Source organism: Streptomyces racemochromogenes (assembly GCF_044129415.1).
GTDB classification, from domain to species: domain Bacteria; phylum Actinomycetota; class Actinomycetes; order Streptomycetales; family Streptomycetaceae; genus Streptomyces; species Streptomyces racemochromogenes_A.
Window position 1 is genome coordinate 1 of sequence record NZ_JBBDHD010000098.1, and the last position, 26,516, is coordinate 26,516.

The window sequence follows — 26,516 nt, forward strand, 5'->3', positions numbered from 1 at the left end:
ATCGTTCGACTTGCATGTGTTAAGCACGCCGCCAGCGTTCGTCCTGAGCCAGGATCAAACTCTCCATGAATGTTTACTCGGCCAGTAAATTAATACAGCCGGTGCACACGCACGAAAGAGCGGGTCAGTCACGGTCGGAATATGACCGACTGACCACAACGTCCTCGCTGTGTTTGTCGCCTGCCAGTGCCCGAAGGCCCGACAGGTCTTTTTCAAAGGAACCTCATCCACCGGAGTGGACGGGGTATCAACTTCTGGCGTTGATTTTTGGCACGCTGTTGAGTTCTCAAGGTACGGACGCTTCCTTTGTTCCTGTTTCCAGGCCCTCCGGGCGCTTCCTTCGTTTCCAACTCTACCAGATCGTTTCCGCGTCGTTTCCGACTTGGATTTGAATTCGGTGGCCGTTGGGGGCCTTTGCCTTTCGGCGCTCCACCACGTTAGCGCCTATTCCCTGCAACTCATAATCGAGCTGTCGGATTCGAATTCGGGCACGCCGAAATCGACCCCGCCAGGGGCACATCGTAGGTGTGGTTTTTGCCGCTCCCGCAGGTCTGCGATGGCAGTGCCTGTTCCAGCGGCTCGGGCTACGTTAGGCGTCTCCCAAGATCGAGTCAAGTTGACCGTCGGCGCGGCGCGTGGGCGCGGTAGGGGCTGACGGTCGGGTCCCCCGTGATCCAGTAGCGGTAGGGGTGTGCCGCGCCGGCGCCGCCGACTCCCGTGCGCGGACCGTTGCCCACCTGCTCGGGAGGGGTGGGGGTGCCCGCGAGGAGGGAGAGGGGGGAGTCGGCGCCCGCGCAGAGGTCGGTTCCGTCGAGGGAGCGGTCCACGTCCAGTGCCGTGGCCAGGCGGGCCGGGCCCTTGGCCAGTTCTCGCGGGTATCTGGCCGTGATCCGACGTTTGGCGGCCAGGTCGGCGCCCACCGTCACCTCTCCCGCGCGCACCAGGACGCCGCTCGCGTGGCCCGGCGGCCCGCAGACGAGGTTGAGGCTGAACCACATGCCGTAGATGAAGTAGACGTACGCGTGTCCGGGCGGCCCGAACATCGAGGCGTTGCGGGCGGTGCGGCCGCGGTAGGCGTGGGATCCCGGGTCGGCCTCGCCCTCGTAGGCCTCCACCTCCGTGATGCGCAGTTCGATCGGTCCCTCCGGGGTGCGGCGGACGAGGATCCGGCCGAGGAGGTCGGGGGCCACGGTGAGGACCGGGCGGTCGAAGAAGGACCGTGCCAGCGGCGTACGGTCGGGGCGCGCGCTCATCCGGCCGAGCGTAGTGGACCGCGGGCGGGTGCAACCGGGGCCTAAGGTTCCGCAGTGGTAGGGGAGGGTGCGGACGGGCCGGCCGGTCCGGTCGCAGGCCCTTCGTTCCGCATCCGTCCGTATTCGTACATGGGGAGATTGACATGGGGTTCAGGAAGCTGCTCGCGAGCCTGGGTGCCGGTGGCGCGTCGGTGGACACGATCATCACCGAGCCGAACGTGGTGCCGGGCGGGATCGTCCAGGGTGAGGTGCGGATCCAGGGCGGGTCCGTGGAGCAGCAGATCGAGGGGCTCTCGGTGGGGCTGCAGGCGCGGGTGGAGGTGGAGGGCGGCGACCAGGAGTACAAGCAGGACGTCGTCTTCACGAAGCAGCGCCTCGGCGGTGCCTTCAAGGTGCAGCCGAACGCCCTGCACGTGGTGCCGTTCGCGCTGGAGATCCCGGCGGAGACGCCGATCACCCACTTCGAGGGGCACCACCTGCACGGGATGAACATCGGGGTGAGCACGGAGCTGGAGATCGCGCGCGCGGTGGACGCGGGCGACCTGGACCCGATCAACGTGCACCCGGTGCCGGCGCAGCAGGCGATCCTGGACGCGTTCCGTCAGCTGGGCTTCAGCTTCCGCAGCGCGGACATGGAGCGCGGCCACATCCGCGGGACGCGGCAGACGCTGCCCTTCTACCAGGAGATCGAGTTCCTGCCTCCGTCCCAGTACCGGGGTCTGAACCAGGTGGAGCTGACCTTCGTCTCGGACGGGCACGAGATGGACGTCGTGCTGGAGATGGACAAGAAGCCGGGGCTGTTCAGCGAGGGCAGTGACACCTACCGCTGCTTCCAGGTGGGTCTGCACTCCTACGAGGGGACCGACTGGGCGGCCTACCTGAACCAGTGGATCGCGTCCGTCGGTTCGCAGCGCAACTGGTTCTAGTCACTAGTCTCGGGCCCGTAGGACTTCTTCGATCAAGGAGTACAGCAGTGACCGAGCGGAACAGGGCTCCTCTCCCCCATGCCTTCCACCCCGAAGTGCCCGCTTTCACGGTGACCAGTGCCGACCTCGCTCCGGGTGCCGACCTGGGTGACGGGCAGGTGCTGTCGGGCGGGAACGTCTCCCCGCAGCTGCGCTGGGAGGGCTTCCCCGAGGGGACGAAGAGCTTCGCGGTGACCTGCTTCGACCCGGACGCGCCGACGGGCAGCGGGTTCTGGCACTGGGTGCTCTTCGACATCCCGGCCTCCGTCACCGAGCTGCCGGCGGGTGCGGGCAGCGGGAAGTTCGAGGGGCTGCCGGCCGGTGCGGTGCACGTGCGCAACGACTACGGGACGAAGGACTTCGGCGGTGCGGCTCCGCCGGCCGGGGAGCGGCACCGCTACGTCTTCACGGTGTACGCCGTGGACCGGGAGAAGCTCGGTCCGGACGCGGACGCGTCCTGCGCCGCGGTCGGGTTCCATCTGCGCTTCCACGCGCTGGGCCGTGCGCAGCTGATCGGTGAGTACGAGGCGCCGGCGGGCTGATCGTTCGCCCGGCGTTCGCCCGGTCCTGGTCTAAAAGAGGCCGGGGCCGGGCATTTTTATTGCGTTGTCCCGCGTGGCGCGCGCGGCCAGAGTGGTTGCGGGCCGTGCCGCCAGGGTGGTCGCGGGGCCTGCACACGGGAGGTGGGCGAGATGCGGGACACGCTGGTACTGAACGCGAGCTTCGAGCCGCTGTCGACGGTGTCGCTGAACCGGGCCGTCGTTCTGGTCCTCCAGGACAAGGCCGTGGTGGAGCAGTCCCATCCCGAACTGCGGGTGCGTGCGGCCGCCGTTGACCTCCCGATGCCCCGGGTGATCCGGCTGTGCAGGTACGTGCGGGTGCCGTTCCGAAGACATGCTCCCTGGTCACGGCGGGGGGTGCTGGTCAGGGACCAGCACCGGTGCGCGTACTGCGGGAAGCGTGCGACGACCGTGGACCACGTGCTGCCGAGGGCCCAGGGGGGCGGGGACACCTGGCTGAACACGGTGGCGTCCTGTGCCGAGGACAACCACCGCAAGGCGGCGCGGACTCCGGAGGAGGCGGGGATGCCGCTGCTGCGCAAGCCCTTCGTGCCGTCTCCGGCGGACGCGATGCTGCTCGCCCTGGGGGTGGGAGGGCAGGAGGAGCTGCCCGCGTGGCTGGCGCGTTCCGCCTGAACGCCCGTCCGTCCCGCCCGTCTTCCCGTCCGTGTTCCGGGCTCCTGACGCCCCGTCCGCCGCAGTGTGCCGCGGGCGGGGCGGCGTATTTCTTCTACGTCGTTCAGCGGAGCATCAGTTGGACGATGGCCACGATCCCGACGGTGACGATGACGCCGCGCAGGACGGTCGGGGGGAGCCGGCGGCCGACCTTGGCGCCGATCTGGCCTCCGATGGTCGAGCCGACGGCGATGAGGAGCACGGCCGTCCAGTCGAAATCGGCGACGAAGAGGAAGAAGACGGCCGCGATGCCGTTGACGAGTGCGGCGACCACGTTCTTGACGGCGTTGATCCGCTGCAGGTCCTCGTGGAGCAGCAGCCCCATCAGGCCGAGGTAGAGGACGCCCTGGGCGGCGCCGAAGTAGCCACCGTACGCACTGGAGAACAGCATGCCGGTGAGCAGGGCGGGGCCGCCGTCGGGGTGTCCGGGGTCGCCTCCGGCCGCTTCCTGGCGGCGGCGCAGGGCCGCGGCGAGCCGCGGTTGGAGGACGACGAGGACGAGGGCCAGGCCGATGAGGACGGGCACGATCGTGTCGAAGGAGTCCGACGGCAGGGTCAGGAGCAGGATGGCGCCCGCGAGCCCGCCGACGAGGGAGACGGCGCCGAGCCGCAGGACGCGGCCGCGCTGGCCGCGGAGTTCCTTGCGGTAGCCGAAGGCGCCGCTGAGGGAGCCGGGGACGAGGCCGAGGGTGTTCGAGACGTTGGCGGTCACCGGGGGCAGGCCGGTTGCGAGGAGCACCGGGAAGGTGATGAGGGTGCCGGAACCGACGATGGTGTTGATGGTGCCGGCGCCGATTCCGGCGGCGAGGACCGCGAGTGATTCCCAGATGGACATGGACATGGACGGAGCCATCCCCTTTGTGTGAGTGAGTCGCCTCCCCGCCATGAAGGTCGAGGGGCCTCACCGATCATGCACGAAGGGGAGGGCGCGTCAGTCGATGGGGGGCTGCTCCCGGCGCTCGGGTCCGCTGCCGGTCTCGGGGGCCGCCTTGCCGGGGTTCTGCGGGTTGAAGCCCGTGGAACTGCCGCCGAGGGGGCCGAAGTTGCCCATGGCGCCCGAGAGGCCCTTGAGCGCGTCTCCGATCTCGCTGGGCACGATCCAGAGCTTGTTGGCGTCGCCTTCGGCGATCTTCGGGAGCATCTGGAGGTACTGGTAGGCGAGGAGCTTCTGGTCGGCGTCGCCGGCGTGGATGGACTCGAAGACGGTGCGGATGGCCTGGGCCTCGCCCTCGGCCTTGAGGGCGGCGGCCTTGGCCTCGCCCTCGGCGCGGAGGATGGAGGACTGCTTCTCGCCTTCGGCACGGAGGATCTCCGACTGCCGGACGCCCTCGGCCTGGAGGATCGCGGCGCGCTTGTCGCGGTCGGCGCGCATCTGCTTCTCCATCGAGTCCTGGATGGAGGTCGGCGGCTCGATTGCCTTGAGCTCGACGCGGTTGACGCGGATGCCCCACTTGCCCGTGGCCTCGTCGAGGACTCCGCGCAGCGCGGCGTTGATCTCCTCGCGGGAGGTGAGGGTGCGCTCCAGGTCCATGCCGCCGATGATGTTGCGCAGCGTGGTGACGGTGAGCTGCTCGATGGCCTGGATGTAGCTGGCGACTTCGTACGTCGCGGCGCGGGCGTCGGTCACCTGGTAGTAGATGACGGTGTCGATGTTGACGACCAGGTTGTCCTGGGTGATGACCGGCTGCGGCGGGAACGGGACGACCTGCTCGCGGAGGTCGATCCGGTTGCGGATGGAGTCGATGAACGGGACGACGATGTTGAGGCCCGCGTTGAGGGTGCGGGTGTAGCGGCCGAACCGCTCGACGATGGCGGCGCTGGCCTGGGGGATCACCTGGATCGTCTTGACCAGGGCGATGAATACGAGTACCACCAGGATGATCAAGACGATGATGATCGGTTGCATGCGTTTCCCCGTGCCCTTCCGGCTGTCTGTGCTGCCCCGTTGAGCGGAGTCTCGCAGACCCCGGGGCCGCGGGTGGGCTGCTTGCTCACATGACGACCGCGGTCGCTCCGTCGATGTCCACGACGTCGACGGACTGGCCGGGTTCGAAACTGCTGTGTGTGTCGAGGGTGCGGGCGGACCAGATCTCGCCGGCCAGCTTGATGCGGCCGCCGCTGCTGTCGACCCGTTCGAGGACGACGGCGGTCCTCCCCTTCAACGCCTCGATTCCGGTGCGGTGTTGGGGCCGCTGGTTGAGGTGCCGGTTGGCGATCGGCCGGACGACGGCGATCAGCGCGACCGACACGATGACGAAGACCAGGACCTGGGCCACCGCTCCGGCGCCGAGGGCCGCCGTGACGGAGGCGGCGACGGCGCCGACCGCGAACATGCCGAACTCCGGCATGGCGGTGAGGACCAGGGGGATGCCCAGTCCGACCGCGCCGATGAGCCACCACACCCATGCGTCGATGTCCACATGGTCATGGTAGGTCGGGTGGACGCGGCCTGGACAGGGCGCGACGGCCGTCCTGCGGGGTCCGTCAGCGCAGGGGCAGGCCCTGGGCGGTCCAGCGGTCGTGGTCGTTGCGCTCGACGATCAGCGGGAGCCCGAAGCAGAGGGAGAGGTTGCGGGAGGTCAGCTCCAGGTCGATGGGGCCGGCGGTGACGACCTTGCCCTGCCGGATCATCAGGACGTGCGTGAAGCCGGGCGCGATCTCCTCGACGTGGTGGGTGACCATGACCATGGACGGGGCCATGGGGTCGCGGGCCAGCCGGCCGAGGCGACGGACGAGGTCCTCTCGGCCGCCGAGGTCGAGGCCGGCGGCGGGCTCGTCGAGGAGGAGGAGCTCGGGGTCGGTCATCAGGGCGCGGGCGATCAGGGTGCGCTTGCGCTCGCCCTCGGAGAGGGTCCCGAACTTGCGGTCGAGGTAGTCGGACATGCCCAGGCGGTCCAGGAAGGCGCGGGCGCGCTGCTCGTCGACCTCCTCGTACTCCTCCTGCCAGGTCGCGGTCATGCCGTAGGCGGCGGTGAGCACGGTCTGCAGGACGGTCTGCCGCTTGGGGAGCTTGTCGGCGAGAGCGATGCCGGCGACGCCGATGCGCGGGCGCAGCTCGAAGACGTCGCTGCCGGGCTTGCCCAGGGTGCTGCCGAGGATGGTGGCGGAGCCCTTGGTGGGGAAGAGGTAGCTGGAGGCGAGGTTCAGCAGCGTGGTCTTGCCGGCGCCGTTGGGGCCGAGGATCACCCAGCGCTCCCCCTCCTTCACCGACCAGGAGACCTGGTCCACCAGAGCCCGGCCCTCGCGGACCACGGATACGTCCACCAGCTCCAGAACATCGCTCATGAGCGTGTTGTCACCCCTTGCAGTCACGGTTCTCTGTGCCCGCCTGTAGGCGCGGCCCCAGGGGAAAACCCCAGGGGAAAACCTACGCCACTCGGGGAGGGGTCCGGGCGCCAGGCCCGGTACGGGGCCGGATCCGTAGAGTGGGGGGATGCTTTTCGAACCACGTTCAGGGCGGCTGGCCGCCTGGGGGAACGCGCTGCTGGCCGGTCACGTCTCGCCCGACGAGGCCGCGTCGTCGATCGTGGGCGAGGACGCCTCGCACCGGGTGGCGGGGCTGCCGGGCGAGCCGGGGCCGGTGGGCCTCACGCTGGCGCTGGGGCGGCTGCGGGCGCTGGGGGTGACCGGGCTGCGGGTGGCGCTGCCGGTGCCGGGGCATCCGCTGGGGCTGAGCGGGCCGCCGGAGTTCAACGCCGCGGCGCTGGAGGCCGAGGAGGCGGTGGTGTGCGCGGGGGCCGCGCTGGGGCTGGTGCCGGAGGTGGCGGAGGCGGGTCCGGTGGGTGACGTGCACGTCTCGGTGGTGTGGCGGTGCCTGCCGGTGCGGGAGACCCCGCCGGCGGACGTGCCCTCGCTGGGCGAGGCGGAGCGGGAGCTGGCGGAGGCGCTGCGCGAGGCGACGGTGGTGCTGACGCGGCTGGACGTGGCGGCGTCGGGTCCCGTGGCGGAGGCGGCGCTGTCGGCGTACCGGGCGCGGGCGGAGGCGGGCCGTGAGGTGCTGGCGCCCGGGTATCCGGCGCGGGCGGTGCGGGTGCTGGCGCTGGCGCAGCGGGTGGACCTGCTGGTGTCGCTGGCGTACGAGCGGGGGCACGGGGGCGCGGTGGCGGCCTCGGAGATGGCGGCGCGGGCGGAGGCGCTGCGGCCGGTGGAGCGGGTGGCCCGGCGGGCGCTGGTGGCGGCGTACAACGCGGCGGTGGAGGAGGGCGGGCGGTAGGGACCGCACGCGCCGCGGCCCCGCTTCCCGGGGAGAGGGGGGAGGCGGGGCCGCAGGTCGGGGGGTGGGGTCAGCTGTTGACGCCCGTGTTGCCGAAGGCAGGGTTGAGCAGGCCGACGACGTTGACGGTGTTGCCGACCACGTTGACGGGGACGTGCACGGGGACCTGGACCAGGTTCCCGGAGACCACGCCGGGCGAGCCCACGGCCTCGCCCTCCGCGGACGCACCGCCGTGCGCCGAGGAGACACCGGCGCCGAGGGCCACGAGGCCGCCCGCGATCATGGTGACGGCTGCGGCCTTCTTGTAGTTCTTCACTTCTCGTCCTCCAGTACGTCTGCCGCGACCAGCCGCCGCGGCACGCCATGGAGAACGCTCCCCCGGCCGGTGGGATGCGCCATGTGGGCGACATACACCCGACCGTATGAATCTCAGCTCAGCGCATTACCGCGTGATCCCGTGCCTGACGGCCCACAGCGCGGCCTGCGTGCGATCGGAGAGGTCGAGCTTCATCAGGATGTTCGAGACGTGCGTCTTGACGGTCTTCTCGGACAGGACGAGGGCCCGGGCGATCTCCCGGTTGGATCGGCCGTCGGCGATCAGGCCGAGCACCTCGCGTTCGCGGTCGGTCAGGGAGCCGGGGCGGCCCGCCGGGGCGCCGTCGTCCTGGGCGGCGAGCAGTGCTTCGGCGACCTCCGGCTGGAGGAGGACGTGTCCGGCGTGGACGGAGCGGATCGCGCCGGCGAGGGCGTCGGGGTCGATGTCCTTGTAGAGGTATCCGGCGGCGCCGGCCCGCAGGGCGGGGACCACGGTCCGCTGTTCCGTGAAGCTGGTGACGATGAGGACCCGCGCGGGGTTGCCGAGGTCGCGCAGCCGGCGCAGGGCCTCGATGCCGTCAGTGCCGGGCATGGCGACGTCCATCAGGATGACGTCGGGCCGCAGCTCCTCGGCGCGGGCGGTGCCGTCGGCTCCGTCGGCGGCCTCGCCGACGACCTCGATGTCCTCCTGTACTTCCAGGAAGGTGCGCAGGCCGCGGCGGACCACCTGGTGGTCGTCGACGAGCAGGACGCGGATGCGGCCGGGGGTGTCAGCCACCGGGGACCTCCATCTCGATCGTGGTGCCCGCGCCGGGCTCGGAGCGGACCTCCAGCCGCCCGCCGGCTCCGGCGGCGCGGTCCCGCATGGAGACCAGTCCCAGGTGGCGGCCGGCCGTGCGGACGGTAGGAGGGGAGAAGCCGCGGCCCCCGTCCCGTACGCGCAGGACGGCCCCGCCGCCGGCGGCGCGGGCGAGGGTGACTTCGACGAGGTCCGCGCCGGAGTGGCGCAGGGCGTTGTGGAGGGCCTCCTGGGCGACGCGCAGCAGCGCTTCCTCCTGGGCCGCGGGCAGGGCCCGTACGCCGTCACAGGTGAAGGTGACGCGGGCGGTGTGGGCGCGGTCCAGGACGCGGACGTGGTTGCGCAGGGTGGCGACGAGCCCGTCCTCGTCGAGGGCGGCCGGGCGCAGCTCGGTCACGGCGGCGCGCAGCTCGTCGGCGGCCTCGGCGGCGAGGGCGGCGACCTGCTGGAGCTCGCCCTTGGCGCGGGCGGGGTCGCGGTCGACGAGGGCCGCGGCGGCCTGGGCGGTCAGGCGCAGGGAGAAGAGCTTCTGGCTGACCGCGTCGTGCAGCTCGTGGGCGAGGCGGGAGCGCTCCTCGGCGATGGTCAGTTCGCGGCTGCGCTCGTAGAGGCGGGCGTTGGTGAGGGCGATGGCGGCGTGCTGGGCGAGGAGGGAGAGGAGTTCCTCGTCCTCGTCGGTGAAGCCCGGCTCCCGGCCGGCCCCTCTCCTCTTGTTGGCGAGGAAGAGGGCGCCGAGGGTCTCCTCGCCGTCGCGGACGGGCAGGCCGAGGAAGTCGGACATGTCGGGGTGGGCGGCGGGCCAGCCCTCGAAGCGCGGGTCCTGGCGGACGTCGGCGAGCCGCTGGGGGCCGTCCTGGTGGAGCATCGCGGCGAGGATGCCGTGCTGGCGGGGCAGGGGGCCGATGCGGCGCCACTGGTCCTCGGTGATGCCGTCGACGACGAACTGGGCGAAGCCCCCGTGGTCGTCGGGGACGCCCAGGGCCGCGTACTCGGCGTCGAGGAGCTCGCGGGCCGAGACGACGATCGTGCGCAGGACGTCGTGGACCTCCAGGGGGCGGCTCATGGCGAGCAGGGCGGTGCTGACGGCCGCCAGCCCGGTGCAGGGTCCGTTGTGCATGGGGTCACCGTACCGGCGGCCCTGACCTGCGGGATCGGGCTCCGGTCGTAGGTCTCGGGGCCCGGCGGCGTACGGCCCGGGGAGGGGGCCGGGGGTGGCGGCTGTGCCCCGGGGAGGAGGCCGGGGCGCTCGCGGGTCCTCCTTGAGGAGGAGCACGGTCACAGGCTGCATTGCTGTTGCAACTCTTGGTGAGATTGCCCCGGGTCCGATGTGAGCCCGGGCATAGGACGCACATCACTTACGAAGCCGCGTAGTGGACACGTAAAGGCGTGGTCAGTGCTGCTCCGGCCGGTCCCCGGGACCAAAGTCCCACGACCGCACCGGCCCCTGATCCACTAAGCGGGATCGTATGTCACACCTTTGCCACAGGATTTTGCCGCCGCTAAGAATGGCCTCCGTCGCAAGGCGCCGAGGGATCCCGGATCCCCCCGGCGCCTTCCTGCGGCCCCCGCTATCCGAAGAGGTTGCCCCGCATGTCTGCTTCCAGCACTCCCGGTCACAGTCGTCTGACGAAGGCGTACAAGCTGTCGATCGCCGGTGTCGCCACGCTCGGTGCCGCCGCGCTCGCCTTCTCCGCCGTCCCGGCCGCCGGTACCGGCACGCAGGAGGCCCAGACCGTGGCCGTCGCCCCCGTGGCGTGGACCCAGTCGGTCCAGCAGCACCTCGGTGCCCAGCTCGCGGTGGCCGACCAGAAGGCCAAGGACGCGGCCAAGGCCCAGGCCGCGGCGCAGGCGAAGAAGGACCGTGAGGCGAAGGAGGCGGCCAGCCGCTCCGCGGCCCGCACCCCGGTCTTCGCGAACAACCTCGACGGCTGGATCAAGGAAGCCCTCTTCATCATGAAGCGCGAGGGCATCCCCGGCACCTACGCCGGCATCCACCGCAACATCATGCGCGAGTCGAGCGGCAACCCCCGCGCGATCAACCTGTGGGACATCAACGCCAAGAACGGCATCCCCTCGAAGGGTCTGCTCCAGGTCATCCAGCCGACCTTCAACGCGTACCACGTCAAGGGCACCAAGTTCGACCTGTACGACCCGGTCGCGAACATCGTCGCCGCGTGCAACTACGCCGCCGACCGCTACGGCTCCATGGACAACGTCAACAGCGCCTACTGAGCCGCTGCGCGTCCGCTCAGCCCCCCATGCGCCTCAGGGCGGCCCCCGGAAAGCTCCGGGTGCCGCCCTGAGGCGTGTGGCGTGCCTGGTGGCACCCGCCGTTACTTGCGCATGACCTCGGGCTCGTGGCGGCGCAGCAGGCGCGCCACGGCGAAGCCGCAGATCACGGCCTGCAGCAGCAGGACGATGACGTCCACGAACCACTGGCCGGTGGTGTGGTCCCACAGCGGGTCGGTGTTGGTGGGGTTCTGCGGGTCCCACGGCGCCATGAGCTTGCCCAGGTTCAGGGTGGTGCCGGCGGCGCCGACGGCCCAGCGGGAGGGCATCAGCCAGGCGAACTGCTCCAGGCCGACCTTGTCGTAGAGCTGGAAGAGGATGCCGGTGAAGACGACCTGGACGATCGCGAACATGACGAGCAGCGGCATGGTCTTCTCGGCGGTCTTCACCAGCGAGGAGATCACCAGGCCGAACATCATCGCGGTGATGCCGAGGGCGGTGACCGAGACGCAGAGTTCGACGGCCGGGTTCATGAACAGGCCCTCGGCCGGCAGCTTGCGCGGCGTGAAGGCGATGGCGCAGATGATCACGCCCTGGATGATCGTGATCACACTGAGGACGATCACCTTCGACATGAGGTACGCCGACCGGGACAGGCCGGTCGCGCGCTCCCGCTCGTAGATGACCCGTTCCTTGATCAGCTCACGGACCGAGTTGGCGGCGCCCGAGAAGCACATGCCGACCGCGAGGATCAGCGTGATCGTGCCCGCGTCGCCGTTGAAGCGCGACGGCGGCGTCGGCGGGGCCAGGCCGAACTTCGCGGGGATGACGGTGGACACGATGCCCAGGACCGCCGGCAGCAGCACCATCAGGGCGAGGAAGCCCTTGTCGGAGGCGATCACCGAGACGTAGCGGCGGATCAGCGTCCACAGCTGCGAGCCCCAGGCCTGCGGCTTCGGCGGGATCATCTGCTGCGGCGGCATCGCGACCTGCTGCGGGGCGACCGCGTCGAGGTCGGCGGCGTACAGCTGGTAGTGCTGCGAGCCCTTCCAGCGGCCGGCCCAGTCGTAGTCCCGGTAGTTCTCGAAGGCGGAGAACACGTCGGCCCAGGTGCTGTAGCCGAAGAAGTTCAGCGCCTCGTCCGGCGGGCCGAAGTAGGCGACGGACCCGCCCGGGGCCATGACCAGCAGCTTGTCGCAGAGGGCAAGCTCGGCGACGGAGTGGGTGACGACGAGGACCGTGCGGCCGTCGTCGGCGAGGCCGCGCAGCAGCTGCATGACGTCGCGGTCCATGCCCGGGTCGAGACCGGAGGTGGGCTCGTCCAGGAAGATCAGCGACGGCTTGGTCAGCAGCTCCAGGGCCACGGACACGCGCTTGCGCTGACCACCCGAGAGCGAGGTGATCTTCTTGTCCTTGTGGATGTCGAGCTTGAGCTCGCGCAGCACCTCGTCGATGCGGGCGGCGCGCTCGGCCTCGGCGGTGTCGCCGGGGAAGCGGAGCTTGGCCGCGTACTTCAGCGCGGTGGAGACCTTCAGCTCCTTGTGCAGGATGTCGTCCTGCGGGACCAGGCCGATGCGCTGGCGGAGCTCCGCGAACTGCTTGTACAGGTTGCGGTTGTCGTAGAGGACGTCACCCTGGTCGGCGGGCCGGTAGCCGGTCAGCGCCTTCAGCAGGGTCGACTTGCCGGAGCCGGAGGGGCCGATGACGCCGATCAGCGACTTCTCGGGGACGCCGAAGGTGACGTCCTTGAGGATCTGCTTGCCGCCGTCGACCGTGACCGTGAGGTGGCGGGCCGAGAAGGAGACGTCACCGGTGTCGACGAACTCTTCGAGGCGGTCGCCGACGATCCGGAAGGTCGAGTGGCCGACGCCGACGATGTCGGAGGGGCCGAGCAGCGCGCTGCCGGACTTCGGCAGGGGCTGGCCGTTGACGTAGGTGCCGTTGTGGCTGCCGAGGTCGTGGATCTCGAAGCGGCCACCGGTGGAGCGGAACTCCGCATGGTGGCGCGAGACCTGGAGGTCCGAGACGACGAGCTCGTTCTCCAGCGCACGGCCGATGCGCATGACGCGGCCGCCGACGATCTGGTGGAACGTCGTCGGGCTGCGGTGGTCGCTGCTGTACCCGGGGGCCGCGGACTGCTGCGGGGCGCCGGCCTGCTGCTGCGGCACGAACGGCTGCTGCTGGTGCTGCTGCTGCGGCTGCTGATGGTGGTGCGGCTGCTGGTGGTGCTGCTGCTGCTGCGGCTGCTGGTCCCAGGCGGGCTGCTGCGGCTGCTGCTGGACCGGCGGCTGGAACGCGGGCGCCTGGCCCTGCGCGGCCGGGGCCTGGTAGGCCGGCTGCTGCTGGGCCCCCATGCCGGCGCTCGGATTCAGCCGAGGGCCGTCCGTCGCGTTGCCCAGGTGGACCGGCGTACCGGGCACGAGCTCCGTGTGCTGGACCCGCGCGCCGTGCACATAGGTGCCGTTGGTGCTGCCGTGGTCCTCGATGGCCCAAACCCGGCCGTTCCAGCTGATGGTGGCGTGTCGCCAGGACACGCGGGCGTCATCGATCACCACGTCTCCCTGGGGATCGCGCCCCAGCGAGTACGACCTGGACGGATCGAGCGTCCAGGTCCTTCCGTTCAATTCCAGTACGAGTTCCGGCACTCCAGCCCCACTTAAGGTCCCCCGAGAATCCCCCTGGCGTCCAGGGAGAACGACGTCAGGGAGTCTAGGGATGGCGAACATCCGGGGGAACTATTTCAGGCCTGCGGCCACATGTGGAATCCGGGCCTTCCATGGGCGCCCCCGTCGGCCCGTTGTCGGGGGCGAAAGGCACCCGGAGAGTGCGATACGGGACTTCTCGTCCCGCCCGGACCGTGGCGCGGGGCCGGGGCGCGGGCCGGGCAGCTCGGAGGCCGGCCCCCGCCGAGACGCGCGAGCGGCCGGGGAGCCGCGCGAGCGGCGCCCGGGAGAGGGGGCGCGGGGCGTTCAAAGGGTGGGACGGGGGGCCGGGGCGGGGTGCCGGGAAGATACGGTGAGGGGACCATGAGCGCTTCGCAGACCTCAGACGTCCCCACCCTCCTCGTCAAGATCTTCGGCAAGGACCGTCCCGGGATCACCGCCGGGCTAATGGACACCCTCGCCGCCTACTCCGTCGACGTCGTCGACATCGAGCAGGTCGTCACCCGCGGCCGCATCGTCCTGTGCGTCCTCGTCACCAAGCCCGCCGGCGACGCCGAGGGCGAGCTGCGGGCCACCGTCCACAGCTGGGCCGAGTCGCTGAAGCTGTCGGCCGAGATCATCTCCGGTACCGGCGACAACCGTCCGCGCGGAACCGGCCGGTCCCACGTCACCGTGCTCGGGCACCCGCTCACCGCGGAGTCCACGGCCACCATCGCCGCCCGGATCACCGCGACCGGCGGCAACATCGACCGTATCTTCCGGCTCGCGAAGTACCCGGTGACGGCGGTCGAGTTCGCCGTCTCCGGTGCCGAGACCGAGCCGTTGCGCACCGCGCTGGCCACCACCGCCGCGCAGATCGGCGTGGACGTGGCCGTGGTCTCGGCGGGGCTGCACCGCCGGGCGCAGCGGCTGGTGGTGATGGACGTGGACTCGACCCTGATCCAGGACGAGGTCATCGAACTGTTCGCCGCGCACGCCGGCTGCGAGGCCGAGGTCGCGGAGGTGACCGAGCGTGCCATGCGCGGGGAGCTGGACTTCGAGCAGTCCCTGCACGCCCGGGTCGCGCTGCTGGCGGGGCTGGACGCGTCGGTGGTGGAGAAGGTCCGCTCCGAGGTGCGGCTGACCCCCGGCGCGCGGACCCTGGTGCGGACGCTGAAGACGCTCGGCTACCAGGTGGGTGTGGTCTCGGGCGGGTTCACCCAGGTCACCGACGACCTGCGCGAGCGGCTCGGGCTGGACTTCGCCCAGGCGAACACCCTGGAGATCGTCGACGGGAAGCTGACCGGCAAGGTCACCGGCGAGATCGTGGACCGGGCGGGGAAGGCCCGGCTGCTGCGCCGCTTCGCCGAGGAGGCCGGTGTGCCGCTGGCCCAGACGGTCGCGATCGGTGACGGCGCGAACGACCTGGACATGCTGAACGCGGCGGGCCTGGGGGTGGCCTTCAACGCCAAGCCGGTGGTCCGCGAGGCGGCCCACACCGCCGTGAACGTGCCGTTCCTGGACGCCGTGCTCTATCTGCTCGGCATCACCCGGGAGGAAGTGGAAGCGGCCGACCTGGCCTGACGCCCGAGCAGACCCCCGTCCCCTCCCGCGCCCGGCCGGATCCTCCCGGCCGGGCGTTCTTCCTGTCGGGGCCGTGGGGCCGGCCGGTCAGTGCTCCTTGGGGGTCCAGTAGTCCAGCAGCGTGCCCACGCCGGGTTCCACGGACTTCCAGGAGCCGGTGAAGGAGACGACGGCCAGCGCGGCGGTCGGGAAGCCCGTGCGGTCCATGCGGGCCCGGGTGTCGCCCTCGGAGCGCCCGGAGAGGATGTCGGCCAGGGCGTGCACGCCGGGGTTGTGGCCGATGAGGAGGAGGTCGCCGACGTCGTCGGGGGTCTCGTTCAGCAGGGCGATGAGCTCGCCCGGGGAGGCGTCGTAGACCCGCTCCTCGTAGGTGGTCCGAGGCCGGTACGGGAGTTCCTGGACGGCGAGCTTCCAGGTCTCCCGGGTGCGGACGGCGGTGGAGCAGAGGGCCAGGTCGAAGGTGATGCCGGTCTCGGCCAGCTTCCGGCCGGCGGCCGGTGCGTCCCTGCGCCCGCGTTCCGCCAGCGGGCGGTCGTGGTCGGCCACCTGGGGCCAGTCGGCCTTGGCGTGCCGGAGGAGGGCGATCCTGCGGGGTGTGTCGGCGCTCATGGGCCCAGCTTCCCATGAAACGGGGCGCGGGGCTCAGGGTGTTGAGGGGGCCTTGCCCGCGCGGAAGGGCACGCTCCGGCGCGCGCGGGTCGTCCGGTGGCGCGGGCCGCGCGGGTCAGCCGACGGCGCGGAGCAGCTCGTGGGTGACGTGGACGAGTCCGGAGGGCTGGCCGGTGGCGGCCTGGGCCCGGCCGGAGCCGGCCAGGAGCAGCAGCAGGAGGCCGAAGGCGAGGGCGGGCAGGGCCAGGGTCCACCAGTGCAGCCGGGCGCTGGTGTGGGCGTACGCGCCGGGGCGGCGGACGGTCCGCGCGGGGAGGGACGGGGTGTGCGTGGTGGCCGGCATGGCCGCCTCCGGGTTCTTCGGCTGGGATCTGGCTCGCTGCTTCGAATCTAGGGATCCGGGGCGGCGCCTCCCATCCGGGGGACACCCCAGCCGACCCTGATCCTGGCCCCCTAGGGGACGGGGGGTTAACCCCACCCCGGGGCCGGGCCGGCGGGCGGTGTGTCAGGGGGAGGCGATGGTGGCGATCACGGCCACGATCACGGTCACGAGGAGCATCGCGCCCAGGACGAGGCCGAGCTTGCGGTGGCCGTTCTGGGGGTTCGGTTCGAGTACGGGCGACATGCCGCTCAGTCTCGCACGCCGCATTCGTCCTCGATCGTGCGGTCCCGTCCCGCGAGGATGCCGAGGGCGATCTGCGGGACGAGCAGGCCGGCCATGAGGGCGAGCGGCAGGTCCCAGCCGCCGCTGTGCTGGTAGAGGGTGCCGATGACCAGCGGGCCGGGGATGGAGATGAGGTAGCCGGTGCTCTGGGCGAAGGCGGAGAGCTTGACCACCCCGGCCGGGGACTTGGCGCGCAGTCCGATCATCGTGATGACGAGCGGGAAGGCGCAGTTGGAGACGCCGAGGAGGAGGGCCCAGGCCCAGGCTCCGGCGGCGGGGGCGAGGTGGAGGCCGAGGTAGCCGGCGAGGCCGAAGAGGCCGAGGACGGCGGCGATGGGCCCCTGGTGGCGCATCCGTCCGGCGAGGCCGGGGATGACGAAGGCCAGCGGGACGCCCATGACCATGGTGACGGCGAGCAGTACTCCGGCGGTGGAGGCGGAGACCCCGGCGTCGCGGAAGATCTGCGGGAGCCAGCCCATCGTGACGTAGGCGCCGGTGGCCTGGAGGCCGAAGTAGCAGGCGAGGGCCCAGGCGGTGCGGCTGCGCACGACCGAGGGGCCGGCGTCCTCCCGTACGGAGGCGGTCGCGGCGGCCTTCTCGCGGCGGCTCGCGGCGACGACCGGCAGCCAGGGCAGGACGGCGGCCACGGCGAGGACGGCCCAGACCAGCAGGCCGGTGCGCCAGTCGCCGCCGAGGGCGGAGGTCAGCGGGACGGTCGCGGCGGCGGCGAGGGAGGTTCCGGCCGCCAGGGCCATGGAGTACAGCCCCGTCATGGTGCCGACCCGGTCGGGGAACCAGCGCTTGACGATGACCGGGAGCAGCACGTTGGTCAGGGCTATGCCGGCGAGGGACAGGGCGCTGGCGGCGAGGAAGGCGGCGGCGCTGTCGGCGAAGGGCCTGATCAGCAGGCCCGCGGCCACGGCGGCCATGCCGGCGCAGACGACCGCGGCGGGGCCGAAGCGGCGGGAGAGGCGGGGCGCGGTGACGCCGAAGACCGCGAAGCAGAACGCCGGGACGGAGGTGATCAGTCCGGCGACGGTCCCGCTCATGTGGAGGCCGGTGCGGGCCTCCTCGAAGAGGGCGCCCAGGCTGGTGATGGCGGGCCGCAGGTTGAGGGCGGCCAGCACGATGCCGGCGACGAGCACGGGGCCGAGCCACTTGGGGTCGGCGGTGGCCGGGGCGGTGGCGGGGCGTCCCGGGGAGCCGCTCGGGGTCGCCGGGCGGCTCAGGGTTCGGAGGTCTTCGTCGCGCATTCCGCCATCATAGAATCATGGGATGATTGGTTGTCCAGTTCCCTGCTGTCACACTTGAGCGCGTTCCGCCTCCTGTCCGGCCGTCCTCGAAAGGCCCCGTCCGCATGCCGTTGACCTCGCCCCGGCGTTCCGCGCTCGTCGACCAGGTGATCGCACAGCTCAGGAACCAGATCACCTCCGGCGAATGGCCGGTCGGCGGCCGGATCCCCACCGAGCCCGAGCTGGTGGAGCTGCTGGGCGTCGCCCGCAACACCGTCCGGGAGGCCGTCCGGGCGCTGGCGCACAACGGGCTCCTGGACATCCGTCAGGGTTCGGGCACGTACGTGCTCGCCACGAGCGAGCTGGCCGGGGTGATGCACCGGCGCTTCGCCGGGGCCGACCCCCGGCACATCGCGGAGCTGCGCTCGACGCTGGAGTCCTCGGCGGCCCGGCTGGCGGCGGAGCGGCACACCGAGCGGGACCTGGTGCAGCTGGACGCCCTGCTGGCGCGGCGCGAGGAGGCCTGGGCGAGCGGGGACGCGGAGCGGTTCGTGAGCGCGGACGTCGCCCTGCACATGGCGGTGGTGACGGCCTCGCACAACGAGGTCCTGATCGAGCTGTACGCGGACCTGGGCGATCTGGTGGCGGAGTGGCTGCGCGCCGACGTCGGCACCGAGCTGCACCCGGCGGACCACCTGGACCACGCCCGCCTCATAGCGGCGATCCGGAGCGGGGACGGGGACGCGGCCGCCTCGGAGGCGGCGGGCTACCCGTTCGCCTGCCTGGGCAAGGGCGCGCGCCGGCCGGACACCCCCTGACCCCCTAGGAGTCCTCGCGGCGCTGGTGGCTGACCCAGGCGGTGCGGACCTCCTTCCAGCAGCGGCCGGTCAGCCGGGTGCGGCCGGCCGGGTCCAGGGGGACGAGGGCGCCGTCCCCGTCCAGGTCCCACCAGCGTTCGCACTCCACGTGGAGCCGGAGCAGGTCGGTCTCGGGGAAGCCGTTGTGGCAGTACGCGATCACCTGCGAGCCGTCGATCTCGGTGTCGCAGTCGGAGCCGTAGAGCTCGCGGCCGCCGGGCCGCTCGGGCCGTACGGGTGGTTCGGCGGGGATCTCGGCGAGGTCCACGGCGGCCCGGTCCGCCGTGTCGGGGCCGGCGGCGGGGCCGGGTGCGTCCGGCCGCGCGAGGGCGCCCGGGATCAGGAGTCCGGTCAGGGCCACGGCGGTGACCAGCAGCGATACCGCTCGGCTCGGACTCGCGCGCACACCCGTACCTCCTCCCCGCACCGGCCGGGAAGATCCCGGCCAGGTCAGTTTGCAGGCATGTGTCCTGGTTTTCGACTCGGAAAGATCCGGTCGGAGGGCGAACGTCCGATCGACGACACCCGCGCAGGCCCGTCACCACAGGCGGGAACGGCGGTGGCCGCGCCTCCCCCGGGGGGAAGCGCGGCCACCGCCGTACGGACGCGGGGTCCGACCGGGAAGGTCAGGCGCCCATCGCGTGCAGGCCACCGTCCACGTGGACGATCTCACCGGTGGTCTTGGGGAACCAGTCCGACAGCAGGGCCACGACGCCGCGGCCGGTCGGCTCCGGGTCGCTCATGTCCCACTCCAGCATGGAGCGGTGGTTCCAGGTGTCCGCCAGGTCGGAGAAGCCCGGGATGGACTTGGCGGCCATCGAACCGAGCGGACCGGCCGAGACCAGGTTGCAGCGGATGTTCTCCTTGCCCAGGTCGCGGGCGAGGTAGCGGCTGGTGGCCTCCAGCGCGGCCTTGGCCGGGCCCATCCAGTCGTACTGCGGCCAGGCGAACTGCGCGTCGAAGGTGAGGCCGACGACGGCCGCGCCCTCCGCAGGGAAGAGCGGCTTGCAGGCCATGGTCAGCGACTTCAGCGAGAACGCCGAGACGTGCATGGCGGTGGCGACCGACTCGAACGGCGTGTTCAGGAAGTTGCCGCCGAGCGCGTCCTGCGGCGCGAAGCCGATGGAGTGGACGACCCCGTCGAGGCCGCCGAGCTCCTCGCGCACGAGGCCCTCCAGGCGGGCCAGGTGCTCGTCGTTGGTGACGTCGAGCTCGATCACCTTGACCGGCTTGGGCAGCTTCTTGGCGATGCGCTCGGTCAGGGACGGGCGCGGCCAGGCGGTGAGGATGACCTCGGCGCCCTGCTCCTGGGCCAGCTTGGCGGTGTGGAAGGCGATGGAGGACTCCATCAGCACACCGGTGACGAGGATCCGCTTGCCCTCAAGAATTCCGCTCATGGTGATCAGTGACCCATGCCCAATCCGCCGTCAACGGGAATGACGGCTCCGGTGATGTACGCGGCGTCGTCGGACGCCAGGAAGCTCACGGCGGCCGCGATCTCCTCGGGCTGCGCGTAGCGCGCCAGCGGCACCTGCGCCAGGATGCCCGCGCGCTGCTCGTCGCTGAGCACCTTCGTCATGTCGGTGTCCACGAAACCGGGGGCGACGACGTTGAAGGTGATGTTGCGGGAGCCGAGCTCGCGGGCGAGCGAGCGGGCGAAGCCCACCAGCGCCGCCTTCGAGGCGGCGTAGTTGGCCTGGCCGGCGCCGCCCAGCAGGCCGACGACCGAGGAGATCAGGACCACGCGGCCCTTCTTGGCCCGCAGCATGCCACGGTTGGCGCGCTTGACGACACGGAAGGTGCCGGTGAGGTTGGTGTCGACGACGGAGGCGAAGTCCTCCTCGGACATCCGCATCAGCAGCGTGTCCTTGGTGATGCCGGCGTTCGCCACCAGCACCTCGACGTTGCCGTGCTTGGCCTCGATCTCCTTGTAGGCCTGCTCCACCTGCTCGGAGTCGGTGATGTCGCAGCGCACGGCCAGCACACCGAGCTCGGTGAGCTCCTGCGGAGGCTCCCCCGAGCGGTACGTGATCGCGACCTTGTCGCCGGCCTGGGCGAAGGCACGGGCGATGGCGAGGCCGATGCCCCGGTTTCCTCCGGTGACGAGAACCGAGCGGCTCAACGGATCACCCTTTCGCTTGGCTGTCTGAGTAGCAAAAACCTATCGGTCGCGCCCGAGATCCGGAGAATCGGGCTTCGACAGGGCCTTGCGACGCGCTCTGTCGAATACCTACAGAAACCTGTGGTCACCTGAGCCGTGATCGCGACATGATCGAGCAGACCGTCCCCGACCCCGGGAGGACCCCCGTGGCCCATTCCATCGACGCGGCCTTCACCGCGCTGCCCCTGCGGGCGCTCGCCGACGCGGCGCTCGCGCGGGCGCGCGCGCTGGGCGCCGACCATGCCGACTTCCGTCTGGAGCGGATCCGCAGCGCCTCCTGGCGGCTGCGGGACGCCAAGCCCTCCGGGGGCTCCGACACCACCGACCTCGGCTACGCGGTCCGGGTGGTGCACGGCGGCAGCTGGGGCTTCGCGTCCGGGGTGGACCTGACCATGGACGGCGCGGCCAAGGTGGCCTCGCAGGCCGTGGCCATGGCGAAGCTGTCGGCGCAGGTCATCAAGGCGGCGGGCTCCGACGAGAGGGTCGAGCTCGCCGACGAGCCGGTGCACGCCGACAAGACCTGGATCTCCGCCTACGACGTGGACCCCTTCACCGTGCCGGACGCCGAGAAGTCGGCCCTGCTCGCCGACTGGAGCGCCCGGCTGCTGGCCGCCGAGGGCGTCGCGCACGTGGACGCGTCGCTGCTCGCCGTCCACGAGAACAAGTTCTACGCCGACACCGCCGGCACCACGACCACCCAGCAGCGGGTGCGCGTCCACCCGCAGCTGACCGCCGTCGCCGTCGACGCCACCACCGGCGAGTTCGACTCCATGCGCACCATCGCCCCGCCGGCCGGCCGCGGCTGGGAGTACCTGACCGGCACCGGCTGGGACTGGGACGACGAGCTGGAGCGCATCCCGGGGCTGCTGGCGGAGAAGATGCGGGCCCCGAGCGTGGAGGCGGGCCGCTACGACCTGGTCGTGGACCCGTCCAACCTGTGGCTGACCATCCACGAGTCCATCGGCCACGCCACCGAGCTCGACCGGGCGCTGGGCTACGAGGCGGCGTACGCGGGCACCTCCTTCGCCACCTTCGACCGGCTGGGCTCGCTCAAGTACGGCTCCTCGATCATGAACGTGACGGGCGACCGCACCGCCGAGCACGGGCTGGCCACCATCGGCTACGACGACGAGGGCGTCGAGGCCCAGAGCTGGGACCTGGTCAAGGACGGGGTCCTGGCCGGCTACCAGACCGACCGGCGGATCGCGCGGCTGACCGGCCTCGGACGCTCCAACGGCTGCGCCTACGCCGACTCCCCCGGACACGTGCCGGTGCAGCGCATGGCGAACGTCTCGCTCCAGCCGGATCCGGGCGGGCTGTCCACCGAGGACCTGATCGGCGGGGTGGAGCGCGGGATCTACGTGGTCGGCGACCGTTCCTGGTCGATCGACATGCAGCGCTACAACTTCCAGTTCACCGGGCAGCGCTTCTTCCGGATCGAGAACGGCCGGCTGGCCGGGCAGCTGCGCGACGTCGCGTACCAGGCGACGACCACCGAATTCTGGGGCTCCATGGAGAAGGTCGGCGGTCCGCAGACCTACGTCCTGGGCGGCGCCTTCAACTGCGGGAAGGCCCAGCCGGGCCAGGTCGCGGCGGTCTCCCACGGCTGCCCGTCGGCGCTGTTCCGCGACGTCAACATCCTGAACACCACGCAGGAGGCCGGCCGATGACCACGCACGATCACCACGGAATCCGCCGGGGGTCCGGGGGTCGCCCCCCGGGACAGCACCGTCTGAACACCACGCAGGAGGCCGGCCGATGAGCCGTACGAAGCCCCACGAGATCGTCGAGCGGGCCCTGGAGCTGTCCGCCGCCGACGGCTGCGTCGTCATCGCCGACGAGGAGTCCAGCGCCAACCTGCGCTGGGCCGGGAACGCGCTGACCACCAACGGAGTCACCCGCGGCCGCAACCTCACCGTCATCGCCACCGTCGACGGCGGGCAGGGGACGGCCTCGGGGGTCGTCTCGCGCTCCGCCGTCACCGCCGCCGACCTGGAGCCGCTCGTACGGGCCGCCGAGGCGGCCGCCCGGGCCGCCGGTCCCGCCGAGGACGCCCAGCCGCTGGTCACCGGGACCCCGGCCTCGCCGGACTTCACCGACGCCCCGGACGAGACCTCCTCGGCGGTCTTCGCCGACTTCGCCCCGGCCCTCGGCGAGGCCTTCGCCCGCGCCCGGGCGGGGGGCCGGGAGCTGTACGGCTTCGCGAACCACGAGCTGGTCTCCACGTACGTGGGCACCTCCACGGGCCTGCGGCTGCGCCACGACCAGCCGAACGGCACCCTGGAGCTCAACGCCAAGTCCCCGGACCGGCTCCGTTCCGCCTGGGCCGGACGCGCCACCCGCGACTTCAAGGACGTGGACCCCACCGTCCTGGACGCGGAGCTCGCCGTCCGCCTCGGCTGGGCCGAGCGCAAGGTCGAGCTGCCCGCCGGGCGGTACGAGACGCTGCTGCCGCCGACGGCCGTGGCCGACCTGCTGATCTACCAGATGTGGTCGGCGGCGGCCCGGGACGCGGTCGAGGGCCGGACGGTGTTCTCCAAGCCCGGCGGCGGCACCCGGATCGGCGAGCGGCTCTCACGGCTGCCGCTGACCCTGCGCAGCGACCCGAACGCGCCGGGCCTGGAGTCGGCGCCGTTCGTGATCGCGCACAGCTCCGGTGACGACGCCTCGGTCTTCGACAACGGCCTGCCGGTGCCGGCCACCGAGTGGATCAGCGGGGGCGAGCTGTCCCGGCTGACCACGACCCGGCACAGCGCGGGGCTGACCGGGCTGCCGCTCGCCCCGGCCTTCGGGAACCTGATCCTGGAGGGAGGCGGGGACAGGTCCCTGGAGGAGATGGTCGCCTCCACCGAGCGGGGCCTGCTGCTGACCTGCCTCTGGTATATCCGCGAGGTCGACCCGGCGACACTGCTGCTGACGGGCCTGACCCGGGACGGCGTCTACCTCGTGGAGAACGGGCAGGTCACGGGTGAGGTGAACAACTTCCGGTTCAACGAGTCCCCGGTGGACCTGCTCTCGCGCGCCACGGAGGCGGGACGCACGGAGAAGACCCTGCCGCGCGAGTGGGGCGACTGGTTCACACGGGCCGCGATGCCCGCTGTCCGCATCCCGGACTTCAACATGAGTTCGGTCAGCAAGGGCGTCTGACGCACCTAGACTGAACACGGCATTTCCACAATTCGTAAGGAGTCGAGAGACCGTGACGGACATCGTCGACGAACTGAAGTGGCGCGGGCTGTTCGCCCAGTCCACCGATGAAGAAGCGCTGCGCAAGGCCTTCGCGGACGGTCCCGTCACGTTCTATTGCGGCTTCGACCCGACGGCCGCCTCCCTGCACGTGGGGCACCTGGTGCAGGTACTGACCGTGCGCCGGCTCCAGCAGGCGGGCCACCGCCCGCTGGCGCTGGTCGGCGGGGCGACCGGGCAGATCGGCGACCCGCGGCCGACGGCCGAGCGGACGCTGAACGACCCGGAGACCGTCGCGAACTGGGTGACGCGCCTGCGCACGCAGATCGAGCCGTTCCTGTCCTTCGAGGGCGAGAACGCGGCGGTCATGGTCAACAACCTGGACTGGACCGCGGGCATGTCCGCGATCGAGTTCCTGCGGGACATCGGCAAGCACTTCCGCGTCAACAAGATGCTGACGAAGGACTCGGTCGCCAAGCGGCTGGAGTCCGACCAGGGCATCAGCTACACCGAGTTCAGCTACCAGCTGCTCCAGGGCATGGACTTCCTGGAGCTGTACCGCCGCTACGGCTGCGTGCTCCAGCAGGGCGGCTCGGACCAGTGGGGCAACCTGACGGCCGGCCTGGACCTGATCCACCGCCTGGAGCCGCAGGCCCAGGTGCACGCGCTGGCGACGCCGCTGATGGTCAAGGCGGACGGCACCAAGTTCGGCAAGTCCGAGAGCGGGGCCGTCTGGCTCGACCCGGAGATGACCACGCCGTACGCGTTCTACCAGTTCTGGCTGAACGTGGACGACCGGGACATCTCCACCTACATGCGGATCCTGTCCTTCCGGTCCCGTGAGGAGCTGGAGGAGCTGGAGGCGCAGACCGCCGAGCGTCCGCAGGCGCGCGCCGCTCAGCGGGCGCTCGCGGAGGAACTGACCACGCTGGTGCACGGCGCGGACCAGTGCGCGGCCGTGATCGCGGCGTCGAAGGCGCTGTTCGGCCAGGGCGAGCTGGCGGACCTGGACGAGGCGACGCTGGCCGCGGCCCTGTCCGAGCTGCCGCACGCGCAGGTGGCGGAGCTGGGCCCGGTGGTGGACCTGTTCGCGGAGACCGGCCTGGTCGCCAGCAAGTCCGCCGCGCGCCGGACCGTGAAGGAGGGCGGCGCCTACGTGAACAACGTGAAGGTCACCGCCGAGGACGCGGTCCCGGCGAAGGAGGACCTGCTGCACGGGCGCTGGCTGGTGCTGCGGCGCGGCAAGAAGAACCTGGCGGCGGTCGAGGTGACCGGAGCCTGACGGCACCCGGCGAGGGGCCGGCCCGGACATCGCGTCCGTGTCGGCCCCTTCGTCATGGGCTACACCGTGTGGCGCTTGCCGCCGCGGAGCGACAGGTAGACCATCTCCCCCAGCGCGACGATGGCGACGGCTCCGGCGATTTGGAGCAGGTGCCGGGTCCAGTCGATGCCCCGGGTGTCGTGGACACCGATCCACGTCGCCACGGCATTGCCGAGGACGCCGCCGATGATGCCGAAGACGGTGGTCAGCCAGAGCGGCTGGTTCTGCTTGCCTGGCAGGATGGCCCGGGCTATGAGGCCCAGCACGAAACCGACGATGATCGCCCACAACCAAGACATGTCGAGCCTCCTCGTGGCGCGCGGTGTGCGCGCGTGCGCCCAGTCTCGGGCCGTGGGACGCGGTACGCATGTCGGGCGGCTCCGTTCGGGCGGTACCCGCTCTCCCTGCCGTCCGGGGGGCGGCGTACCGTGGTGGCATGCAGCGGACGAAGCGGAACGGGGCCGAGGTCTTCCGGATCACCGGAGCCCGCATGGGGCTCGCGGAAGACGTACGGGGACGCCAGCGCCGGTACGTGATCTCGATGGGGATCAGGACCCTCTCGGTGATCGCCACGGTGATCCTGTGGAACGTGGAGCGCCATGTGGCCATCGTGACGCTCGCGGCGGGCCTCCTGCTCCCCTACATCGCGGTGGTCATCGCGAACGCCGGGCGCGAGTCGACGCCCTCGCTGCCGTCGCACTTCGTACCCGCCCCTGTGCGCCCGGCACTGGAGCCGGGGAACCTCAGGAAAACCTCAGATCAATCATGAAGTTCCGGTGCACCCCAGCCGGTCCTGCGTGACATACTGCCTACGCGCTCCGCATCCCCCGTCGGAGCGACGGACCGACGCCGGGCAGCTCCCCCCGTGGCTGCCCGGCGTCGCCCTTCCGTTTGTAGGGTGGGGCCCGTGACGTCTTCCGAAACCCCCACCTGCTCCGCCAAGGGCTGCCGCGACGCGGCCGTATGGGTCCTGGCGTGGAACAACCCCAAGCTGCACACGCCGGAGCGGCGCAAGACCTGGCTGGCCTGCGAGGAGCACCGCGAGCACCTGTCGCAGTTCCTGGGTGTCCGCGGTTTCCTCAAGGACGTCGTGAAGCTGGACGAGTGGGTGCAGCCGGAGGGCTCGGAGCGCTAGGTGTATTGCCCAGTGAGGTTGGGGACGCGGCTGGCGGGGGGTTTGCCTGCGAGCGCGGTGTGTCCGCGGTGGTGATTGTAGGAGTGCAGCCAGCCGGGGAAGGCGTCGCGTCGTTC

Annotated in this window: 29 protein-coding genes, 1 rRNA gene and 1 pseudogene; 12 read left to right on the forward strand and 19 right to left on the reverse strand. The window is 71.3% G+C overall.

Annotation, left to right across the window (positions count from 1 at the left end; all coding sequences use genetic code 11):
* A 16S ribosomal RNA gene (locus WDV06_RS27800) occupies nt 1–70 on the reverse strand; the annotation flags it as partial.
* Between the two features lie 541 nt (nt 71–611).
* Complete coding sequence (locus WDV06_RS27805; protein ID WP_395512540.1) at nt 612–1,253, reverse strand: DNA-3-methyladenine glycosylase; 642 nt, start codon at nt 1,251–1,253, stop codon at nt 612–614.
* 143 nt (nt 1,254–1,396) lie between these two features.
* Here WDV06_RS27805 and WDV06_RS27810 point away from each other — a divergent pair, with 143 nt between their 5' ends.
* The 3 genes from WDV06_RS27810 (at nt 1,397) to WDV06_RS27820 (ending at nt 3,414) form a co-directional block, all read left to right on the forward strand.
* Nucleotides 1,397–2,179 (forward strand): sporulation protein, encoded by a 783-nt coding sequence (locus tag WDV06_RS27810; RefSeq protein WP_395512541.1) that lies wholly within the window; start codon nt 1,397–1,399, stop codon nt 2,177–2,179.
* Between the two features lie 47 nt (nt 2,180–2,226).
* On the forward strand, nt 2,227–2,760 hold the full coding sequence (locus tag WDV06_RS27815; RefSeq protein ID WP_395512542.1) for a YbhB/YbcL family Raf kinase inhibitor-like protein: 534 nt from the start codon (nt 2,227–2,229) through the stop codon (nt 2,758–2,760).
* A gap of 150 nt (nt 2,761–2,910) precedes the next feature.
* Nucleotides 2,911–3,414 (forward strand): HNH endonuclease, encoded by a 504-nt coding sequence (locus tag WDV06_RS27820; RefSeq protein ID WP_344154783.1) that lies wholly within the window; start codon nt 2,911–2,913, stop codon nt 3,412–3,414.
* A 103-nt stretch (nt 3,415–3,517) separates the two neighbouring features.
* Here WDV06_RS27820 and WDV06_RS27825 read toward each other — a convergent pair whose 3' ends face one another.
* The 4 genes from WDV06_RS27825 to WDV06_RS27840 form a co-directional block, all read right to left on the reverse strand.
* The gene (locus WDV06_RS27825; RefSeq protein WP_395512563.1) at nt 3,518–4,288 is read right to left on the reverse strand and encodes a sulfite exporter TauE/SafE family protein; all 771 of its coding nucleotides are present in this window, start codon (nt 4,286–4,288) and stop codon (nt 3,518–3,520) included.
* Between the two features lie 96 nt (nt 4,289–4,384).
* Nucleotides 4,385–5,359, reverse strand: coding sequence for an SPFH domain-containing protein (locus tag WDV06_RS27830; RefSeq protein WP_395512543.1), 975 nt, complete (start codon nt 5,357–5,359; stop codon nt 4,385–4,387).
* An 85-nt stretch (nt 5,360–5,444) separates the two neighbouring features.
* Nucleotides 5,445–5,873, reverse strand: coding sequence for an NfeD family protein (locus WDV06_RS27835; RefSeq protein ID WP_395512544.1), 429 nt, complete (start codon nt 5,871–5,873; stop codon nt 5,445–5,447).
* A 64-nt stretch (nt 5,874–5,937) separates the two neighbouring features.
* Nucleotides 5,938–6,738, reverse strand: a complete 801-nt coding sequence (locus WDV06_RS27840; protein WP_395512545.1) for an ABC transporter ATP-binding protein — start codon at nt 6,736–6,738, stop codon at nt 5,938–5,940.
* A 148-nt stretch (nt 6,739–6,886) separates the two neighbouring features.
* Here WDV06_RS27840 and WDV06_RS27845 point away from each other — a divergent pair, with 148 nt between their 5' ends.
* Nucleotides 6,887–7,666: a hypothetical protein gene (locus WDV06_RS27845; RefSeq protein WP_395512546.1), complete on the forward strand. Its 780-nt coding sequence runs from the start codon at nt 6,887–6,889 to the stop codon at nt 7,664–7,666.
* Nucleotides 7,667–7,736: 70 nt separating this feature from the next.
* On the opposite strand, the gene WDV06_RS27850 is transcribed toward WDV06_RS27845, so the two are convergent.
* From WDV06_RS27850 to WDV06_RS27860, 3 genes are all read right to left on the reverse strand, one after another.
* Nucleotides 7,737–7,982 (reverse strand): chaplin family protein, encoded by a 246-nt coding sequence (locus WDV06_RS27850; RefSeq protein WP_395512547.1) that lies wholly within the window; start codon nt 7,980–7,982, stop codon nt 7,737–7,739.
* A gap of 126 nt (nt 7,983–8,108) precedes the next feature.
* Nucleotides 8,109–8,759 carry a response regulator gene (locus WDV06_RS27855; RefSeq protein WP_395512548.1) on the reverse strand — a complete coding sequence of 217 codons (651 nt, stop codon included), beginning with the start codon at nt 8,757–8,759 and terminating at the stop codon, nt 8,109–8,111.
* Nucleotides 8,752–9,897 carry a GAF domain-containing sensor histidine kinase gene (locus WDV06_RS27860; RefSeq protein ID WP_395512549.1) on the reverse strand — a complete coding sequence of 382 codons (1,146 nt, stop codon included), beginning with the start codon at nt 9,895–9,897 and terminating at the stop codon, nt 8,752–8,754. Before WDV06_RS27860 ends, WDV06_RS27855 begins: the two co-directional genes overlap by 8 nt.
* Nucleotides 9,898–10,370: 473 nt before the next feature.
* Between WDV06_RS27860 and WDV06_RS27865 the strand changes: the two genes are divergently transcribed.
* Nucleotides 10,371–11,012 carry a transglycosylase SLT domain-containing protein gene (locus WDV06_RS27865; RefSeq protein WP_395512550.1) on the forward strand — a complete coding sequence of 214 codons (642 nt, stop codon included), beginning with the start codon at nt 10,371–10,373 and terminating at the stop codon, nt 11,010–11,012.
* Nucleotides 11,013–11,113: 101 nt separating this feature from the next.
* Here WDV06_RS27865 and WDV06_RS27870 read toward each other — a convergent pair whose 3' ends face one another.
* Entirely contained in the window at nt 11,114–13,654 is a 2,541-nt protein-coding gene (locus WDV06_RS27870; protein WP_395512551.1) for an ABC transporter ATP-binding protein/permease, read from the reverse strand.
* 381 nt (nt 13,655–14,035) lie between these two features.
* Between WDV06_RS27870 and serB the strand changes: the two genes are divergently transcribed.
* Nucleotides 14,036–15,235, forward strand: a complete 1,200-nt coding sequence (gene serB, locus WDV06_RS27875) for a phosphoserine phosphatase SerB (protein WP_395512552.1) — start codon at nt 14,036–14,038, stop codon at nt 15,233–15,235.
* An 87-nt stretch (nt 15,236–15,322) separates the two neighbouring features.
* Here the strand turns inward: serB and WDV06_RS27880 are convergent, their stop codons facing one another.
* The 4 genes from WDV06_RS27880 to WDV06_RS27895 form a co-directional block, all read right to left on the reverse strand.
* The gene (locus tag WDV06_RS27880; RefSeq protein ID WP_395512553.1) at nt 15,323–15,844 is read right to left on the reverse strand and encodes a SixA phosphatase family protein; all 522 of its coding nucleotides are present in this window, start codon (nt 15,842–15,844) and stop codon (nt 15,323–15,325) included.
* 115 nt (nt 15,845–15,959) lie between these two features.
* Nucleotides 15,960–16,187: a hypothetical protein gene (locus tag WDV06_RS27885; protein ID WP_395512554.1), complete on the reverse strand. Its 228-nt coding sequence runs from the start codon at nt 16,185–16,187 to the stop codon at nt 15,960–15,962.
* Nucleotides 16,188–16,349: 162 nt separating this feature from the next.
* Complete coding sequence (locus WDV06_RS27890; RefSeq protein WP_362063832.1) at nt 16,350–16,469, reverse strand: SGM_5486 family transporter-associated protein; 120 nt, start codon at nt 16,467–16,469, stop codon at nt 16,350–16,352.
* A 5-nt stretch (nt 16,470–16,474) separates the two neighbouring features.
* The gene (locus WDV06_RS27895) at nt 16,475–17,761 is read right to left on the reverse strand and encodes a CynX/NimT family MFS transporter (RefSeq protein ID WP_395512555.1); all 1,287 of its coding nucleotides are present in this window, start codon (nt 17,759–17,761) and stop codon (nt 16,475–16,477) included.
* A gap of 104 nt (nt 17,762–17,865) precedes the next feature.
* Between WDV06_RS27895 and WDV06_RS27900 the strand changes: the two genes are divergently transcribed.
* Nucleotides 17,866–18,558, forward strand: a complete 693-nt coding sequence (locus tag WDV06_RS27900; RefSeq protein WP_395512556.1) for a FadR/GntR family transcriptional regulator — start codon at nt 17,866–17,868, stop codon at nt 18,556–18,558.
* Nucleotides 18,559–18,562: 4 nt separating this feature from the next.
* Here WDV06_RS27900 and WDV06_RS27905 read toward each other — a convergent pair whose 3' ends face one another.
* From WDV06_RS27905 to fabG, 3 genes are all read right to left on the reverse strand, one after another.
* Nucleotides 18,563–19,003: a hypothetical protein gene (locus WDV06_RS27905; RefSeq protein ID WP_395512557.1), complete on the reverse strand. Its 441-nt coding sequence runs from the start codon at nt 19,001–19,003 to the stop codon at nt 18,563–18,565.
* 220 nt (nt 19,004–19,223) lie between these two features.
* Nucleotides 19,224–19,994 (reverse strand): enoyl-ACP reductase FabI, encoded by a 771-nt coding sequence (gene fabI / locus WDV06_RS27910; protein WP_395512558.1) that lies wholly within the window; start codon nt 19,992–19,994, stop codon nt 19,224–19,226.
* Between the two features lie 5 nt (nt 19,995–19,999).
* Nucleotides 20,000–20,719: a 3-oxoacyl-[acyl-carrier-protein] reductase gene (fabG, locus tag WDV06_RS27915; protein WP_385525210.1), complete on the reverse strand. Its 720-nt coding sequence runs from the start codon at nt 20,717–20,719 to the stop codon at nt 20,000–20,002.
* Nucleotides 20,720–20,865: 146 nt separating this feature from the next.
* Between fabG and WDV06_RS27920 the strand changes: the two genes are divergently transcribed.
* From WDV06_RS27920 to tyrS, 3 genes are all read left to right on the forward strand, one after another.
* Entirely contained in the window at nt 20,866–22,428 is a 1,563-nt protein-coding gene (locus WDV06_RS27920) for a TldD/PmbA family protein (RefSeq protein ID WP_395512559.1), read from the forward strand.
* Between the two features lie 88 nt (nt 22,429–22,516).
* Nucleotides 22,517–23,905, forward strand: a complete 1,389-nt coding sequence (locus WDV06_RS27925) for a metallopeptidase TldD-related protein (protein WP_395512560.1) — start codon at nt 22,517–22,519, stop codon at nt 23,903–23,905.
* 52 nt (nt 23,906–23,957) lie between these two features.
* Complete coding sequence (gene tyrS / locus WDV06_RS27930) at nt 23,958–25,226, forward strand: tyrosine--tRNA ligase (protein WP_395512561.1); 1,269 nt, start codon at nt 23,958–23,960, stop codon at nt 25,224–25,226.
* Between the two features lie 59 nt (nt 25,227–25,285).
* On the opposite strand, the gene WDV06_RS27935 is transcribed toward tyrS, so the two are convergent.
* Nucleotides 25,286–25,564, reverse strand: coding sequence for a GlsB/YeaQ/YmgE family stress response membrane protein (locus WDV06_RS27935; protein ID WP_395512562.1), 279 nt, complete (start codon nt 25,562–25,564; stop codon nt 25,286–25,288).
* Nucleotides 25,565–25,701: 137 nt separating this feature from the next.
* Between WDV06_RS27935 and WDV06_RS27940 the strand changes: the two genes are divergently transcribed.
* Both WDV06_RS27940 and WDV06_RS27945 read left to right on the forward strand, forming a co-directional pair.
* Nucleotides 25,702–26,034 carry a DUF3099 domain-containing protein gene (locus WDV06_RS27940; protein WP_387267994.1) on the forward strand — a complete coding sequence of 111 codons (333 nt, stop codon included), beginning with the start codon at nt 25,702–25,704 and terminating at the stop codon, nt 26,032–26,034.
* 138 nt (nt 26,035–26,172) lie between these two features.
* Entirely contained in the window at nt 26,173–26,400 is a 228-nt protein-coding gene (locus WDV06_RS27945) for a hypothetical protein (RefSeq protein ID WP_365150403.1), read from the forward strand.
* Here the strand turns inward: WDV06_RS27945 and WDV06_RS27950 are convergent.
* Nucleotides 26,397–26,516 (reverse strand): annotated as a pseudogene (locus WDV06_RS27950) (IS481 family transposase); the annotation flags it as partial. The gene WDV06_RS27945 and the pseudogene WDV06_RS27950 sit on opposite strands and share 4 nt — an antisense overlap.